At 58.9% G+C, this 15,701-nt stretch carries 19 protein-coding genes; 9 read left to right on the top strand and 10 right to left on the bottom strand.

All coding sequences use genetic code 11. The annotated features are described in order from the left end of the window. The first annotated feature begins 28 nt into the window (after positions 1 to 28). Together BN77_RS03410 and ispG are read left to right on the top strand one after the other, a co-directional pair. A complete protein-coding gene (locus BN77_RS03410; protein ID WP_007528461.1) occupies positions 29 to 1,222 on the top strand; it encodes an MFS transporter in 1,194 nt (397 codons plus the stop codon). Positions 1,223 to 1,318: 96 nt separating this feature from the next. Beyond that, a complete protein-coding gene (gene ispG, locus BN77_RS03405; RefSeq protein WP_007528459.1) occupies positions 1,319 to 2,569 on the top strand; it encodes a flavodoxin-dependent (E)-4-hydroxy-3-methylbut-2-enyl-diphosphate synthase in 1,251 nt (416 codons plus the stop codon). Positions 2,570 to 2,585: 16 nt separating this feature from the next. Here ispG and BN77_RS03400 read toward each other — a convergent pair whose 3' ends face one another. After that, positions 2,586 to 3,224: a LysE family translocator gene (locus BN77_RS03400; protein ID WP_007528457.1), complete on the bottom strand. Its 639-nt coding sequence runs from the start codon at positions 3,222 to 3,224 to the stop codon at positions 2,586 to 2,588. A 113-nt stretch (positions 3,225 to 3,337) separates the two neighbouring features. Further along, the gene (locus tag BN77_RS03395; protein WP_007528454.1) at positions 3,338 to 4,252 is read right to left on the bottom strand and encodes a polyprenyl synthetase family protein; all 915 of its coding nucleotides are present in this window, start codon (positions 4,250 to 4,252) and stop codon (positions 3,338 to 3,340) included. 162 nt (positions 4,253 to 4,414) lie between these two features. Here BN77_RS03395 and BN77_RS03390 point away from each other — a divergent pair, with 162 nt between their 5' ends. The 5 genes from BN77_RS03390 (at position 4,415) to BN77_RS03370 (ending at position 7,504) form a co-directional block, all read left to right on the top strand. Next, complete coding sequence (locus BN77_RS03390; RefSeq protein WP_007528452.1) at positions 4,415 to 5,131, top strand: biosynthetic peptidoglycan transglycosylase; 717 nt, start codon at positions 4,415 to 4,417, stop codon at positions 5,129 to 5,131. A gap of 97 nt (positions 5,132 to 5,228) precedes the next feature. After that, positions 5,229 to 5,948: a DUF1868 domain-containing protein gene (locus tag BN77_RS03385; protein ID WP_007528449.1), complete on the top strand. Its 720-nt coding sequence runs from the start codon at positions 5,229 to 5,231 to the stop codon at positions 5,946 to 5,948. A 12-nt stretch (positions 5,949 to 5,960) separates the two neighbouring features. Next, positions 5,961 to 6,608, top strand: coding sequence for a glutathione S-transferase family protein (locus BN77_RS03380; RefSeq protein ID WP_007528447.1), 648 nt, complete (start codon positions 5,961 to 5,963; stop codon positions 6,606 to 6,608). 156 nt (positions 6,609 to 6,764) lie between these two features. Further along, positions 6,765 to 6,950: a 50S ribosomal protein L32 gene (gene rpmF / locus BN77_RS03375; RefSeq protein ID WP_003543812.1), complete on the top strand. Its 186-nt coding sequence runs from the start codon at positions 6,765 to 6,767 to the stop codon at positions 6,948 to 6,950. A gap of 149 nt (positions 6,951 to 7,099) precedes the next feature. Next, positions 7,100 to 7,504: a hypothetical protein gene (locus tag BN77_RS03370; RefSeq protein ID WP_007528401.1), complete on the top strand. Its 405-nt coding sequence runs from the start codon at positions 7,100 to 7,102 to the stop codon at positions 7,502 to 7,504. 3 nt (positions 7,505 to 7,507) lie between these two features. On the opposite strand, the gene phaR is transcribed toward BN77_RS03370, so the two are convergent. After that, positions 7,508 to 8,080, bottom strand: coding sequence for a polyhydroxyalkanoate synthesis repressor PhaR (gene phaR / locus BN77_RS03365; protein WP_007528399.1), 573 nt, complete (start codon positions 8,078 to 8,080; stop codon positions 7,508 to 7,510). Positions 8,081 to 8,315: 235 nt separating this feature from the next. Between phaR and BN77_RS03360 the strand changes: the two genes are divergently transcribed. Further along, positions 8,316 to 9,497, top strand: coding sequence for an acetyl-CoA C-acetyltransferase (locus BN77_RS03360; protein WP_007528397.1), 1,182 nt, complete (start codon positions 8,316 to 8,318; stop codon positions 9,495 to 9,497). A gap of 62 nt (positions 9,498 to 9,559) precedes the next feature. Further along, a complete protein-coding gene (phbB, locus tag BN77_RS03355; RefSeq protein ID WP_007528395.1) occupies positions 9,560 to 10,285 on the top strand; it encodes an acetoacetyl-CoA reductase in 726 nt (241 codons plus the stop codon). Here the strand turns inward: phbB and BN77_RS34035 are convergent. The 7 genes from BN77_RS34035 to BN77_RS03330 form a co-directional block, all read right to left on the bottom strand. Further along, on the bottom strand, positions 10,282 to 10,434 hold the full coding sequence (locus BN77_RS34035) for a hypothetical protein (RefSeq protein ID WP_167540359.1): 153 nt from the start codon (positions 10,432 to 10,434) through the stop codon (positions 10,282 to 10,284). The genes phbB and BN77_RS34035 overlap by 4 nt on opposite strands. Before the next feature lie 75 nt (positions 10,435 to 10,509). Then, the gene (locus BN77_RS34030) at positions 10,510 to 10,671 is read right to left on the bottom strand and encodes a hypothetical protein (RefSeq protein WP_167540358.1); all 162 of its coding nucleotides are present in this window, start codon (positions 10,669 to 10,671) and stop codon (positions 10,510 to 10,512) included. A gap of 136 nt (positions 10,672 to 10,807) precedes the next feature. Next, entirely contained in the window at positions 10,808 to 11,536 is a 729-nt protein-coding gene (locus BN77_RS03350; RefSeq protein WP_007528390.1) for an SIS domain-containing protein, read from the bottom strand. A gap of 14 nt (positions 11,537 to 11,550) precedes the next feature. Then, entirely contained in the window at positions 11,551 to 12,702 is a 1,152-nt protein-coding gene (gene nagA, locus BN77_RS03345) for an N-acetylglucosamine-6-phosphate deacetylase (protein ID WP_007528388.1), read from the bottom strand. Beyond that, positions 12,702 to 13,733 (bottom strand): SIS domain-containing protein, encoded by a 1,032-nt coding sequence (locus BN77_RS03340; protein WP_007528386.1) that lies wholly within the window; start codon positions 13,731 to 13,733, stop codon positions 12,702 to 12,704. Before BN77_RS03340 ends, nagA begins: the two co-directional genes overlap by 1 nt. Next, positions 13,730 to 14,503 (bottom strand): GntR family transcriptional regulator, encoded by a 774-nt coding sequence (locus BN77_RS03335; RefSeq protein ID WP_007528384.1) that lies wholly within the window; start codon positions 14,501 to 14,503, stop codon positions 13,730 to 13,732. The genes BN77_RS03340 and BN77_RS03335 overlap by 4 nt, the downstream gene beginning before the upstream one ends. 115 nt (positions 14,504 to 14,618) lie before the next feature. Next, the gene (locus tag BN77_RS03330; RefSeq protein WP_007528381.1) at positions 14,619 to 15,641 is read right to left on the bottom strand and encodes an aldose epimerase family protein; all 1,023 of its coding nucleotides are present in this window, start codon (positions 15,639 to 15,641) and stop codon (positions 14,619 to 14,621) included. Between the last annotated feature and the right edge of the window lie 60 nt (positions 15,642 to 15,701).

The following is a 15,701-nucleotide window of genomic DNA, read 5'->3' as shown; positions in this document are numbered from 1 at the left end:
CCGGCGTTGAGACATTGTGGGAAGAGAAATGGACAACCCCGTTAATACAGCGCAGATGCTCAGAAGCGGCTTCATAACGAAGAACAGGATTGCGGTTTCGCTGCTGTTCCTCATGAATGGCTTCATAGTCGGCTGCTGGGCGCCGAAAATCCCCGAATTTGCGGAGCGTCTGCAACTGAGCAAGTTTCAGTTGGGCCTGATGATTCTGGTTCTTGGCGTCGGTTCGCTTACGCTTATGCCAATCGCCGGATCGCAGATTGCGCGCTATGGCTCGAAGCTTATCGCGCAGATCACTGCGGTTTGCCTTATGCCAGCGCTTCTTGCGCTGACGCTTGCGCCCAACGTCGTGACGGGGGCGGTTTCGATCTTCCTATTTGGCGGCTTTATGGGCGCCATGGACGTTGCCATGAATGCGAACGCGGTTGCAGTCGAGCAATCAATGCGGCGCTCGATCATGTCCTCGTGCCATGCCTTCTGGAGTTTGGGGGGTCTGATCGGTGCTGGCCTCGGTGGCCTGCTGATCGCCAAGGTCGGCGTGCTCTGGCATGCCCAGATTGCGACTTTGCTTGCAGCAATTGTTCTGGGCGTCGCCTGGGGAATAATCCTTGCCGACCCCCCGCATCCGGACGAAAAGAAGGAAAAACTCCGGCTGCCGTTGGTTCCGCTGCCATGGCTGATCGGCCTGATGGCGCTGTTTTCCATGGTTCCCGAGGGGGCTGTGCTGGATTGGGGCGCGCTCTACCTGCGTCAGGAACTGGGGGCGTCGGTGGCGCTTTCCGGTTTCGGTTTCGCGGCGTTTTCATTAACAATGGCGGTCATGCGTTTTGGCGGCGATCTTGTTCGTGACCGGCTTGGCGGCGTGATGACGCTTCGGATCTGCACGCTGTTTGCGATCGCCGGCATGCTGCTCGCCGCGTTCGCGCCAAATGCGGAAATTGCGATCTTAGGCTTTGCACTTTGTGGGATCGGAATTTCGAATATGGTTCCGATTGCTTTCTCAGCTGCAGGCAATATTCCCGGTCTCCGCGCCGGTATTGGTCTCTCGGTTGTCACCATGATGGGCTACTCCGGGATGCTGGTAGCGCCATCGGCGATCGGCTTCGTGGCAGAGCATATTGGCTTCGGCGTTGTCTTCATGGCGTTGCCGGTCCTGCTGGTGGTCGTGCTGTTGTTCTCGAACCTTGCGCGCTATGCCGACGGCATATCGGGTGGCGGCCACTGAAACTGCTCCAAGCAAAAGTGATGTGCGGGGCGGTTGACAACAAAGCAGGCATGATCCACCTGAAAGACACGAAATTCAGGGGTCCAAGAACTCTATATGTCTTCTGCTGCAGATTTTGATCCGAAACCACGCCGCGCTTCTGTCGCCGTCGATGTTGGCGGCGTGATCGTGGGCGGAGGCGCGCCCGTTGTCGTCCAGTCGATGACGAACACCGATACGGCGGATATCGACTCCACGGTCGCGCAGGTGGCGGCTCTCTTCAGGGCAGGGTCCGAGCTCGTCCGCATCACTGTCGACCGTGACGCGAGTGCGGCCGCGGTTCCGAAAATTCGCGAGCGCCTGCTGCGGCTTGGCATGGACGTCCCGCTTGTGGGCGATTTTCACTACATCGGCCACAAGCTTCTTGCCGATCATCCGGCCTGCGCCGAGGCACTGGCGAAGTATCGCATCAATCCAGGCAATGTCGGCTTCAAGGACAAGAAGGACAAGCAGTTCGGCGACATCATTGAGATGGCGATCCGATACGATAAGCCTGTTCGCATCGGTGTGAACTGGGGTTCACTGGATCAGGAGTTGTTGACGGCGCTGATGGACCAGAACGCCGAGGCTGGCTCGCCGCTTTCGGCACGCCAAGTGACGCGCGAAGCAATCGTTCAGTCGGCGTTGATTTCAGCCAATCTGGCCGAAGAAATCGGTCTGCCGCGCAACCGCATCATCTTGTCAGCCAAGGTTAGCCAAGTACAGGATCTGATCGCCGTCTATTCGATGCTTTCCGAACGCTCCGACCATGCCTTGCATCTCGGTCTTACCGAAGCCGGTATGGGCAGCAAGGGGATTGTCGCTTCATCGGCTGCCATGGGTTACGTGCTGCAACAGGGGATCGGCGATACCATTCGCGTGTCGCTGACGCCGGAGCCGAACGGTGACCGGACGCGTGAAGTTCAGGTTGCCCAGGAGCTGCTGCAGGTAATGGGCTTCCGTCAGTTCGTGCCTGTTGTTGCGGCCTGTCCCGGCTGCGGCCGCACGACCTCGACTGTCTTCCAGGAACTGGCGCAGAATATCCAGAATGACATTCGCAAAAACATGCCGGTCTGGCGCGAGAAATATCCGGGTGTCGAAGCGTTGAACGTTGCGGTGATGGGTTGCATCGTCAATGGACCGGGCGAAAGCAAGCACGCCGATATCGGCATTTCCTTGCCTGGCACCGGTGAAACGCCGGCTGCGCCGGTGTTCATCGACGGCAAGAAGGCATTGACCCTGCGCGGGCCGAACATCGCTTCGGACTTCGAGGCGCTTGTCGTCGACTACATTGAAAAGCGGTTCGGACAGAAGACCGCGGCCGAATAGGGCGCAACGGGAACCGTCAGATGCGGCTGGTCAGCAGCCTCAATCCCGCGACGCAGTAGATAGCGGCCATGGCCCCTTCGATCCAGCGCCGCAGGCTGCGATAAATCTTCAATGCGTGCGGTGTCGAGAACGCCGCCGCGTACCCCATGAAGACGGTAAAGCCCGTTGCCATGCATATGCCGATGATCAGGCCGGCGACCGATGTCGGGGCACCCTGAGGCATACCGAGCGCAATAATCGCCAGCCAAGCGAAGATGGCTTTCGGGTTGGTGACGTGAATGCCATAGCCGCGCAGCAACAGGCCGCTTGTCGTAAGGCTCTTTTGCACGACGGCCTGCGGCAGGTCATGATTGGCGCGCACCGCCCTGAAAGCCTTATAGGCGAGATAAAGCAGGTAGATGCCGCCGAAGATCTTCAGGATCTCCAGCGCCATGGCATAGGTCTGGAGAATGGTCGCAAGGCCGAGAGCGGCAGCACACGCCCAGGTGAACGAGCCTGCGAAGATGCCGAGCGAAATGGTCATGCCCGCCTTTCGACCATGCGTCATCGACGTCGATACGATTGCCATGACCGCTGGGCCAGGGCTGATGACGGCGATCAGATAGGCGACGTAGGCCGGCAGAATCTGCGGGAAGTAGGCCAAGATCTCATGCATCGTGCGTCTCTTATTTTTCCGGCGACTGTCCATCGTTGTTTGGCGCGGTTCCCCGCGATCGACAAGAGATTGCACAGAGTCTGGTAGGGGAAACATTGTCCCGGTGACGCTTTTCAGCTCTTGCGACCGGCGATGAAGCGAGCCGCTTGCGCAAGAACGATGCTTCGCTCAGCGTAAGGCGCCAGCAATGCTTCTGCCTCACGTACTTGCTCGGCAAGCTTGGCTTCTGCCCATGCCATGCCGTGCATTGCCACCAGGGTGCCCTTGCCGCGACTGGCGTCCTTGCCCGTCGCCTTGCCCATTGTGGCGGCATCGGAGGTGAGATCAAGAATGTCGTCCGCGAGCTGGAAGGCGAGGCCGATCCTTTCGCCGAACTGACGCAATCGCGTGCGATCCTCGGGCGAGGCGCCGGCGACGATGGCGCCTGCCTCGCAGGCGAAGCGGATGAGCGCGCCGGTTTTCATCGCCTGCAGCGTCACGATGCCTTGTTCGTCCGGCGCTTGTTTCTCGGCGGCAAGGTCGAGAGCCTGCCCGCCAGCCATGCCTCCGATGCCAGCAGCGCGGGCAAGCGCCAGTGTCAACGCCAGTTTGGCTGCGTCGGGCAATTTCGTTTCGGGCGCGGCGATGATGTCAAAAGCATAGGTGAGCAGACTGTCACCAGCGAGGATGGCGGTCGCCTCATCATAGGCGATGTGCACGGTCGGTTTGCCTCGACGCAGGTTGTCGTCATCCATTGCCGGCAGATCGTCGTGAACGAGCGAGTAACAGTGTACGCATTCGAGTGCCGCACCCACCCTGAGTGCGGCGTCCCTGTCTCCACCGAGCAACGATGCCGCTTCGATGACAAGGAAAGGCCGCAACCGCTTGCCGCCGTTCAGGCTGGCATAATGCATGGCTGAACGCAGCCGTTCCGGCCGGGTGATCTCGCCGTTAAGGGCTGAAGGCGACAGTAAAACGCCGAGCGCGGCCTCGACCTCGCGTGCCGTAGCGGCCAATCTGGCTTCGAATGTTTCAGAGCTTGCATCCATGGCGCGCTGTTTGGCATGAGCCGCCTTCTGCTTGCAACGGAATTGTCGATGGTGAGGTGAAGATTTCCTTTGTCTCTGGCAATGCCAGTTCGCAAACGCTATGGAGGAGAAGGGCAAGAGACTGGGTCGGGGATGGACATAACGCCGGAGAGAGAGGAAAGCATGACCGTGCCGATTCACAGGCACGCGTTGCTTTGGCTCAAGGGTCGGCCCTTGATTAGGCGTGTCGCTCTCGCGCTGGCGGCGCTCGCCATTCTTCCGTATGTCCTGATTGTCCTTTATCTGCTCCCCTTCGTTCACCCCGTTTCGACGCTCATGCTTCGTGATCTGGTGTTGCTGCGCGGCTACGACCGGCAATGGGTATCGCTCGATGATATTTCGCCGGTTCTCGTTCAGTCAGTGATGATGTCCGAGGATGGACAGTACTGCTTTCACGGCGGTGTCGATTGGGGCGAGATGCGGATGCTGTTAGAGGATACGCTGAATGGCCAGGCGACCCGCGGCGGCAGTACGATCCCGATGCAGACGGTGAAGAATCTGTTCCTGTGGAACAGCCGGTCCTTCGTTCGCAAGGCGTTGGAGCTGCCATTGGCTGTGACGGCGGATTTCATCTGGTCTAAGCGGCGCCTAATGGAGATCTATCTCAACATTGCCGAATGGGGGCCGGGAATTTACGGGATCGAGGCTGCAGCACGTCATCATTTCAAGGTGCCGGCATCGAAGCTGACCAGCCGGCAGGCAGCCCTTCTCGCCGTATCGCTTCCCAATCCCTTCGATCGCAACGCCGGCAAGCCCGGGCGTGGATTGCGACGGCTCGGTGGCCTCATAGAGCGGCGCGCGCGAGGTTCAGGTGATTACATTACGTGCATTTATGATTGATATCGCAATAAGTCGTTGGTGTTCATGAGTGTCATCTGGCATTCGTGCTTCAAACGTATGGACGGAAATCCCGCCACCAATGACTGGATTGCCAACGATGACTTCTGCCTTTTCGCCTAGCCTTCTCACGTATTCCACCGTTCATAACCCGGCCCCGCCGAGCCATGTCGGGACGCGCTATGATGCATCCGGCACGTTTCTGCGCGAGCCTGGCAATACGGTCGTCTGCCATTTGGTCGAGGCGGCGCCGTCGCAGCAGGCGATCATTGAAGCGCGCCAGAGTTTTCTGGCGATGCCTGAGGCATCTCAGTTTGCCTTCACGCCGATCTCCAGTCTGCACATGACCCTATTTCAGGGTATTATCGAATATCGCCGGTCGCGGCCTTATTGGCCGGCGGATGTGGCGCTGAATACGGGGATCGAGCGCATGAACGAGATCTTTCTAGATCGGTTGCAATCCTTCGAGCCGCTCGGCCCGTTTGACATTGAAGTAACCGAAGTCACGCCGGTCGGACTTACGGTGGACGGCATTACCCCAGCGGACCGGCGGATAATGAAGGAATGGCGTGATGCGTTCGCACGTGTGTTCGGCTACCGGCACCCGGATCACGACACCTATGCATTCCACATCACATTCTGCTATCCGATCGCAAGGCTGCCGGAAGCGGCGCTTCCGGCATGGCAGGTCATGCTCGATGGCACGCTTGCCACACTGCGCGAAACCGTCCCGGTGATAGAGTTGAAGCCTCCGGCATTCTGCACTTTCAACGATATGAACCGTTTCGAGGAGCGGCTTGTGTTCGCCCCTGCAGCGTAAAAGGGAGATTTCATGGACAAGCTCACGCTCTACATAGGCAACAAGAACTATTCGTCCTGGTCGTTTCGGCCATGGATCGCCATGACGGCCGCCGGCATTCCCTTCGAAGAGGTGCTGGTTCCCTTCGATTTTCCCGCCGGCAATCCGCGCTTCAGGGAGTTCTCACCAACGGGTCAGGTTCCTGTGCTTCAGCACGGCGAGGTTCGTGTCTGGCAGTCACTGGCGATCATCGAATATGTTGCAGAGCTCTTCCCGGAAGCCGGGATCTGGCCAAAGGAGCGGGCGAAGCGAGCGGTCGCGCGCGCTGTTTCCATGGAGATGCTTGCGGGTTTCAGAGCCCTGCGGAACGCCTGCCCAATGAATATTCGCAGGCCGAAGGGCAAGGTCCCACTTGCAGATGGGGTCATGGCAGATGTCGCTCGCATCGAGACGATCTGGCGTGACCTGCGCGCGCATTCCGGCGGGCCGTTCCTGTTCGGTGCATTCTCCGGCGCCGACGCAATGTTCGCGCCAGTTGTCAGTCGATTCGATGTATACGATCTGGTATCTGCCGGCGACACCCTCAGTTATATTGCAGCCGTTAAGGCGCATCCCGCCTGGAAAAAGTGGGAACAGGCGGCGCGATCCGAGCCCTGGATTGTCGAGGAAGACGAGGTCTGACCGTTGAACTGCATGATTCTCAAAAAATAAGCTTGGGGACTGGTCAAGTACCCTCAAGGCATGTATAAGCGCGCAAAATTTCCGAAATCGCGATACGTCGTTTCGGCCGCCAGTCTGGCCGTAGGATGTGTTTGCCCGTGAAGTGGAGTAAGAGAAATGGCTGTACCGAAGAGAAAAACGAGCCCGTCCAAGCGCGGTATGCGCCGCTCTGCAGACGCACTGAAGGCTCCGACCTACGTTGAAGACAAGAACTCCGGCGAACTGCGTCGCCCGCATCATATCGATCTGAAGACCGGTATGTATCGCGGCCGTCAGGTTCTGACGCCGAAGGAAAGCGCATAGTACCTTCGCGCTTGCTTGAGCGAAACTTGCAAGGTCGGCCATGTGCCGGCCTTTTGCTTTTGCCCCCGGGACAAATACCTTCTTCTGATATCTTGAAGTGATGCGATAGTTTGCGGCACTGTTCCCCGGCTGAGGGGGAGCTGCGCCATATGGTCAATGCTGTGCCGTTGATGATTATTCCGTTCATTCTTTACAATATGTCGATGCTAGGCTTGATGGGCAGCAGCGGGCTTCCCTCCCTGCAGAACGACATCATCGTTTTGTCGATGATTTCGGGAGCTATGTGGAGCATGTCGCTAGGCGACCTCTTCATCGTCATCGCGCTCGGTGTCCTGTTCTTCGAGATCCTGAAGGCGACGCGCAATGACGGTAGCCTGACCAACCACATGCTATCGATGCTCGTCTTTATTGCCTTTCTGGTCGAGTTTCTCCTCGTCCAGGATGCGGCCACTCAGGTTTTCTTTATCCTGATGACGATTGCGTTGATCGATGTGGTTGGTGGCCTTGTCGTATTCATTCGCACCGCCGGGCGCGATGTATCGATTGGGCTCTGAAGCTTAAAGGTTATCGAGTTTGTTCTGAAGCGCGCGCAGCTGTTCCTTCAGCTCGTCGATGTCCTTTGCTTCCGCCTTGCGGCTTTCCTTGGCCGGCGGGGTCATGAACGGCGAGAACATCTGCATGGCTTGTTGGAACATCTCGGTATTGCGACGCACCTGATCTTCCACCATCTGCATCGGCAGTTGCAGATTCTTGCCGATCGGCGTTTCGCCGAAAGCACGCGTGACCTGTTCGCGCATCTGTGCCTGCTGCTCGGTAAAGGCACGCATGGAATGTTCCAGGAAGCTCGGAACGACCATCTGCATCTGGTCGCCGTAGTAGGTAATCAGCTGGCGGAGGAACGAGATCGGCAGCAGTGTGTTGCCCGTCTTTGATTCCTGCTCGAAAATGATCTGCGTCAGCACAGAGTGGGTAATGTCGTCCCCGCTCTTCGCGTCTTGGACTGTAAAATCCTCGCCCTTCTTCACCATCTCCGCCAGATCTTCCAGCGTCACATAGGTGCTGGTGCCTGTGTTATAGAGGCGGCGATTGGCGTATTTCTTGATTACGATCTGCCCGTCATTCTTCGCCATATCAGTCTCCCAAAGCCCGTCTGATTATTATGGAAATTCCTCCACCTAGGAATGTAGACGCAAACGAAGCCCAGTGACAATCTCTTTGTGCGATGCGGCAACCCCTTTTAGGGCAGAGATAATTTGTCTCAATGTAAGCAGTCCCTAAAATTGTTTGGCGCATTCTTGTCGTTTGACTTGACGGGGAAGCTTTGTCAGTTTCCTCTAAGCTGGTTGAGTTAACGAGGAGATCGTAATGTCGAGTTCATCCATCGTCATCGCTAGTGCAGGCCGCACTGCTGTTGGCTCATTCAATGGGGCCTTCGCCACCGTCCCTGCCCACGAACTGGGTGCAGCGGCAGTCAAGGGCGCGCTACAACGTGCGGGTGTCGACGCCAGCGAAGTCGACGAGGTCATTCTCGGACAGGTTCTTCCCGCTGGCGAGGGCCAGAACCCGGCTCGCCAGGCGGCCATGAAAGCGGGCGTACCCAAGGAAGCAACGGCGTGGGGTGTCAACCAGCTCTGCGGTTCTGGCCTTCGCGCGGTGGCGCTCGGCATGCAACAGATTGCGCTTGGCGATGCGAAGATCATCGTCGCCGGCGGCCAGGAGTCGATGTCGATGGCGCCGCATGCCGCGCACTTACGCAGCGGCGTCAAAATGGGCGACATGAAAATGGTCGACACCATGATCAAGGATGGTCTGACAGACGCCTTCTATGGCTACCATATGGGCATCACCGCGGAGAACATTGCCCGCCAGTGGCAGCTCTCCCGTGAGGAGCAGGATCGGTTTGCTGTTGCATCACAGAACAAGGCGGAAGCCGCGCAGAAGGCCGGGCGTTTTGCCGACGAGATCATTCCTTTCGTCATCCAGACACGAAAGGGGGATGTGACGGTCGATGCCGACGAATACATCCGCCACGGCGCGACCTTGGACTCGATGGCCAAATTGCGCCCGGCTTTCGACAAGGAGGGCACTGTCACCGCGGCGAATGCCTCCGGCCTCAATGATGGCGCTGCCGCAGCCGTGCTGATGACCGAAGCCGAGGCGTCCCGCCGGGGCATCCAGCCGCTCGTCCGCATCGTTTCCTGGGCTACCGCAGGGGTTGATCCGCAGGTCATGGGAACGGGTCCTATCCCGGCATCGCGGAAGGCGTTGGAAAAGGCGGGGTGGTCCGTCGGTGATCTCGATCTAGTCGAAGCGAACGAAGCCTTTGCCGCACAGGCTTGTGCCGTCAATAGGGACCTTGGCTGGGATCCGTCGATCGTCAACGTCAACGGTGGCGCGATTGCAATCGGCCATCCGATCGGTGCATCCGGCGCACGCGTGCTCAACACGCTCCTATTTGAGATGAAGCGCCGCGGCGCGAAGAAGGGGCTGGCGACGCTGTGTATCGGTGGCGGCATGGGCGTTGCGATGTGCTTTGAAGCTCTTTGAGGCAATCCAACAATAACCTGAGCCCCGCAGCATAGCGGGGCCTTCAAATAAGGGAGCGGAATATGAGTAGAGTGGCTGTTGTCACTGGTGGTACCCGAGGCATTGGCGCCGCAATTTCCGTCGCACTGAAGAATGCAGGCTATGCGGTTGCCGCAAACTACGCGGGCAACGATGAAAAGGCGAACGCCTTTAACGGCGCTACAGGCATTCCCGTCTTCAAATGGGATGTCTCCGACTACGCATCATGTGGCGAGGGTATAGCGAAGGTTGAAGCCGAGCTTGGTTCGATTGACGTCCTCGTCAACAACGCCGGCATCACGCGGGATGCAATGTTTCACAAGATGACGCCGCAGCAGTGGCATGAGGTCGTCAACACCAACCTCACCGGTCTCTTCAACATGACGCACCAGGTATGGGGCGGCATGCGCGACCGGAGCTATGGGCGGATCGTCAACATATCCTCGATTAACGGCCAGAAGGGCCAGATGGGGCAGGCGAACTATTCCGCTGCCAAGGCAGGCGACCTCGGCTTCACCAAGGCGCTTGCGCAGGAAGGTGCTGCCAAGAACATCACCGTGAACGCGATCTGCCCAGGCTACATCGGGACGGAAATGGTTCTTGCGGTTCCGGAGAAAGTTCTGAACGAAAGGATCATTCCGCAGATACCGGTTGGTCGTCTCGGCGAACCTGAGGAGGTGGCGCGCTGCGTCGTGTTCCTAGTTTCCGACGACGCAGGCTTCATTACCGGATCGACGCTTAGCGCCAATGGCGGTCAGCTGTTCGTTTAACGGATGGACGCAGTAAGGCCGTTATCGTGGCTCTCGATCTGCTGCGAATAGCGGCCTTCCTGGCTGCGCGTATCGTACGGATTCAAGTATGCCGCATAGGCCGCCATGGCGATCGTCAACAATGCGGCTGCACCGATAATTTTGGTCATTGCCCTGCACTCCAAATTTCCCCACGACGCATTGGTCATCCAACCCGATGTCGATATTGGGGCCGATTTGAGGAATTATTTGGTTGTCTTTTCGCCCATTGGGTGGCGCCTGGCTTTAGCCCTGACCGGCACCTTCTGCATAGCGCGGTTCTCGCCACGAAGAGCGGCGGCGGTCGTTGTCACGAAGGCAGTCGCAATTAGGATGGCGATGACTGAATTTAAGATGATCTGGGTCATTGGACCGTTCCTTTCCAAGCCCGCGGGAGCTGGCCTCGCGGCGTTCTTGACAGGAATATGCGCCTGACCCTTTCGGTGCGGAAGATTGAACTTTGGCGACCGACTGTCGGTGTGGCATTGACAATGGGTCGCTCTCTTAGAGATGAGGATTGCGCGGCCGATACTTCTTGACCAGTCGCTGGTTGACCGCGGCAGCTCCGGGCATATTGGCACTGAGATAAATCGGTGCATCGCCGTCCTTGGATAGTACTGACGCCACTTCAGCGAGAATGGCGTTGAGGATCGTTGCACCGATAGCGGTAGAAACCGGACCAACCTTCAGTTCCGTACCCGGGAGCTCGATCACCGCATCGCCGGGTGGTAGGCCGTTATCTAAGACGATGTCGGCGATGTCCGCAAGTCGGCGCCGGCCGTTCGCAACCGCACTCGAGTAGGAGACCGAGGTGAGTGCGATCACCTTGGCGCCGATCTCGCGGCCGTAATCGGCAGCCTCGATCGGCGCTGCATTCACACCGGAGTTCGATGCGATGATGATGACGTCACCCGGCTGCATGCCATAGCGCTCCAATACCGGCCGCACCAATCCGTCCGTGCGCTCGTAGACGGAGCTGATCACCGCGCCCTCGTGGAGCATTGCGGAGCCGACGAGAACCGGAACAGTAAAAGCAAGGCCGCCTGCCCGATAGTGGACCTCCTCCGCCAGCATGTGAGAGTGTCCTGTTCCGAAGACATAGACCCGCTTGTCATTGCGAGCAGCTTGCAGAATTGCATTGGCTGCCAGGGTCATCGGTCCGGCGAGTTCCGCCTTCAAGGTCTGAAGTCGGTCGATCAGGTTGGAAAAATAGGCATCGGTGATCGCTGTCATCACGTCCTCGCGTTCTAGGCTGCTTCGCCGCTGATGAACGTTCTTGTGACATCCAGGGCATCGGTAAGATGCGCCAGATCGGCTCGGGAACCCGGCGAAAGATCACCGCGATCTTCAAGGCGCAGAAACCGCGCCGGGTAGAGCGTCGCCATGCGAAGAGCCTCTGCGAGCGTCAACTCCAGATAGGTCACGCCATAGCGGATGGTGGATGCCATATCGACGTCGGAACCGGCGAGCGTGCCATCGGAGAGAACCAGTTTGGAGCAGAAGTCACCTCTTTCGCGTCGGACGGTCCGGCCATTCAATGTGAAGGAGTCTTGTTCCGATCCAACCAGCGACATCGCGTCGGTGACGAAGAAGAGCTTACCTTCGCCCCGTTTGGCGCGAAGAGCGGTTCGCAGCGGCTTCGGATCCACGTGGTGACCATCCGCAATGATACCGCACCAGACCGAAGGATGGTCGATGGCCGCACCGACAAGGCCAGGGGCCCGGTGGCCGAGTTGGCTCATGGCGTTGAAGAGATGTGTCACGCCACGCGCGCCGGCGTCAAAGCGCGCCTCCGCCGCCTCGCTGGAGCAATCGGAATGGCCGATGCTGACGGTAACGCCAGCTTCGCTGAGTTCACGCACTTGCTTCGCCGTGACTTGCTCGGCTGCCATCGTTACCAGCAGTGTGCCGATCGCCTCCTTTGCCGCAATGAGAGCTTTCACGTCCTTGTCTTCGACCGGGCGCATGAGTTCGGCAAGATGGGCTCCCTTGCGCGCCGGCGCCAGATGCGGGCCTTCGAGGTGGAGACCCGCGACCCCCCGGTTCGTCTTAACGGCTTCCTTGGCTGCTTCGATCGCCGCAGCGGTCGCGTCTGACGTATCGGTGATCAGCGTCGGCAGTAGTGCAGTCGTACCGTAGGGCCGATGGCCGTCGGCAATGATGTACATGGAGGCTGCGGATGGCTCGTCGTTGAGCATCCGGCCGCCGCCGCCATTCACCTGCGCATCGATGAAGCCCGCCGAGAGGACACCGCCCTCAAAGCGCGTGTGCTCGCCCTCCGGCAGGTCGCCCGCCGCCGCAATGGACTCGACGCGCCCGTCCAAGACAATGAGCGCTTTGTTGTCGTGGAAGCGCTGACCATCAAAAATCCGCGCGCCGGAGAAGATCTTGCGAACCATCACATCGTCTCCGTGACCTTGAGCAGGTTGGCGGGCTTGTCCGGGTCGAAACCCTTGCGGCGCGTCACCGACTCGATCAGGCGGTAGTAGACCAGCAGCGAAACGAGCGGATCGAGTAGGCCGCTGCCGGTCGTCGGCACCTGCAAGTTGATGCCGGAAATTGGCTGCGCCGAGAACGGCACGGTAGTCGCGCCGAGTTTACGCAGTCGCTCAAGCGCCTGGACGTTGTTGCTGAACGCTGGATCATCAGGCGTAAAGGCGACAATCGGGAAGCCTGGCTGAACAAGACGCATCGGTCCGTGCATCAATTCGGCAAGCGAAAAGGCTTCTGCGTGCAAGCCTGCCGTCTCCTTGGCTTTCAAAGCTGCCTCAAGCGCAATGGCGAAAGCGGGGCCGCGGCCGGCTGTATAAAGTGAGCTGGCCTCGAAAAGTACATCCTCGGCTGCCTTCGTATCGATGCCACTGGTCGCCTCCAGGGCTTCCGGCAGCTTTTCCAGAGACGCGTGCAGGTCGCGTTTGCCGCTGATGGCTGCCGTGACACCGGAAAGCGCGGCGACCGAAGCAATGAAGGACTTGGTCGCCGCAACACTCTTCTCCGGGCCTGCATTGAGGCCGAGAACGATATCGGCCTGCTTTGCGAGCGGGCTGTCGGTGACGTTGACGACGGCGATGGTTGTTGCACCGCCGTGCCTTGCCGCATCCTGCAAGGCAATGATGTCGGGGCTCGCACCAGATTGCGACACGGTGAAATGGATGCCGCCTTTGAGATGCAGAGACGCGCCATAGACCGACGCGATCGACGGACCAACCGACGCCACCGGTACGCCGCAACTGATCTCGAACAGATACTTGAAGAAGGTCGCTGCGTGGTCCGAGGATCCGCGGGCTGCTGTCGTGACTACAGCCGGCGCACCCGACCCAAACAGCTTCGCAATTTCGTCGAAGGCGGGCTTTTCTTTCTGAAGCAGCGTTGCGACGACCTCCGGTGACTGGCCGGCTTCTTGCAACATCAGCGAATGGCTTTCACTCATAGGTCATCTCCGATTCTCAATTCCGCAACAAAATCATATGCATCACCACGGTAGTGGGAGCGGGTGTATTCGACGACACGCTGGTCTTCCAGGCGCGACACACGTTCGATCAGCAGCGCCGGTGCGCCGGCCTTTACGTCCAGCACCGCAGCCGATGACGGATCGAGCGTGACCGCCGTTAATCTTTGCAGCGCTCGAACGGGGCGGTGACCGCTTGCCGTGAGCGCTTCGTAAAGAGATCCTTCCCCGCCAGCATTTTCTCCCAGGAACTTCACCGGCACCACGGCGCGTTCGATTGCAAGCGGGAGGCCATCGGCAAGGCGCAGGCGATCCAAACGAAGGACAGGTTCATCAAGGCCGAGCCCAAGCAAAAACGCTTCGTCAGGAGATGGCGTATTGACTGTTCGAGACAAGATCCTCGCAGCAGGTGCACGACCGCGTGAGCGCATATCGGCAGAGAACGAGGAAAGCCGCCACAGCGACTGCTCCATCCGCTCGACCTTGCTCGAGACGAAGGTGCCGCTTCCATGTCGAGATTCAAGTGCGCCTGAATTCATCAGGTCGCGATAGGCGGTCCGAACGGTTACGCGTCCGACCTTCAAGGCTTCAGCAAGGTCGCGCTCACCCGGAAGCGCCGTTCCGGGCTTCAACAATCCTTCCTGGATAAGGCCGGTCAGAGCCTGTGCCAACCGCTTGTAAAGCGGCCCTGTGAGGGCCACGCCACGCAGGCCGCGGCCGTTCAACTCCGCTATCAGACTGGTTCTATCCATCTTCCAATTGTAGAACCTATTTAGAACCAATCGCAAGCGGGAAAATCAGTCTGAAAAAGAAAAACCCTCGCAGGCGACCTGCAAGGGTTTGTTTCTTCGAGCCGAAGGGAGAGCGTCAGCTCTTCGAGAAAATGTAATCCGTTTCCTGACGCAGCACTTCGCCCGGACGTAGAACCGCGTTGGGGAACCCCTCGTGGTTGATAGCATCCGGCCAAACCTGCGTTTCCAAGCAGAAGCCGGCGAACGGACCATACTTGCGTCCGTCGAGGCCGGGTACCGGCACGTCAAGCTTGAAGCCAGCGTAAAACTGCAAGCCGGGCTCCGTCGTGCGGACTTCCAGCGAAACGCCTGAGTTCATGCTGCGGGCAAGCGCGACCGACCGCTTGGCCGTCCGGTCATGGGACAGGCAGAAATTGTGATCGTAGAGCGCCTGTTCACTCCCGTCGAACTGCTTCATCGGCGACATCTCACGGAAGTCGAAGACTGTTCCGGTGACGGGCCGAACTTCGCCCGTCGGGACCTGCAGTTCATCGGTAACGAGATAAGCGTCGGCCGCGATCATGATGTCGTGACCGAGCGCATCATCGCGGCCGTCGAGGTTGAAGTAGGCATGCTGGCAAACGTTGGCGATCGTCGGCTGGTCGCTGGTCGATTCGTAGCTGACGGAAAATTGGCCGTCGCCATGAACCCAGTAGGTTGCCTGGATGGTGCAGTTGCCGGGATAGCCGCCGCGACCGTCCGGATCGACGATCTTCAGCACGACCCGGTCGAGATCATGCTCGACGATTGTCCAGTTACGCTTGGCGATGTTGTCCTTGCCGCCATGAAGATGGGTTAAGCCATTCTCGTTGAGATCGAGCTGATAACTCTTGCCATCCAACGTGAACTTGCCACCGCCTATGCGGTTTGCGCAGCGCCCCGGTGTCGCGCCGAAGTAGGAGGAGTGGGCGGGGTAGCTGTCAAAATCATCGAAGCCGAGCAGTAGGGGCGCATCGTGACCGTCAAGGCGGAGATCCTGAATGACGGCACCCCAGGTGATGATCTTGGCCGTTAGCCCGCCACCCTTGATCTCGACGCGATAGACTGTCTCGCCCGACTGGGTCTGCCCAAAAACTTCTCGTTTCAACATTTCCGCCATCGCGACCGTCCAGACATTTATCGATTGAGGCAGGAACCTGCCCGCATTTGCCGCAAACCG

It is taken from the genome of Rhizobium mesoamericanum STM3625 (genome assembly GCF_000312665.1).
GTDB classification, from domain to species: domain Bacteria; phylum Pseudomonadota; class Alphaproteobacteria; order Rhizobiales; family Rhizobiaceae; genus Rhizobium; species Rhizobium mesoamericanum.
Note: the sequence above shows the minus strand (reverse complement) of the source record. Positions and strands in the feature narration are given on the sequence as shown.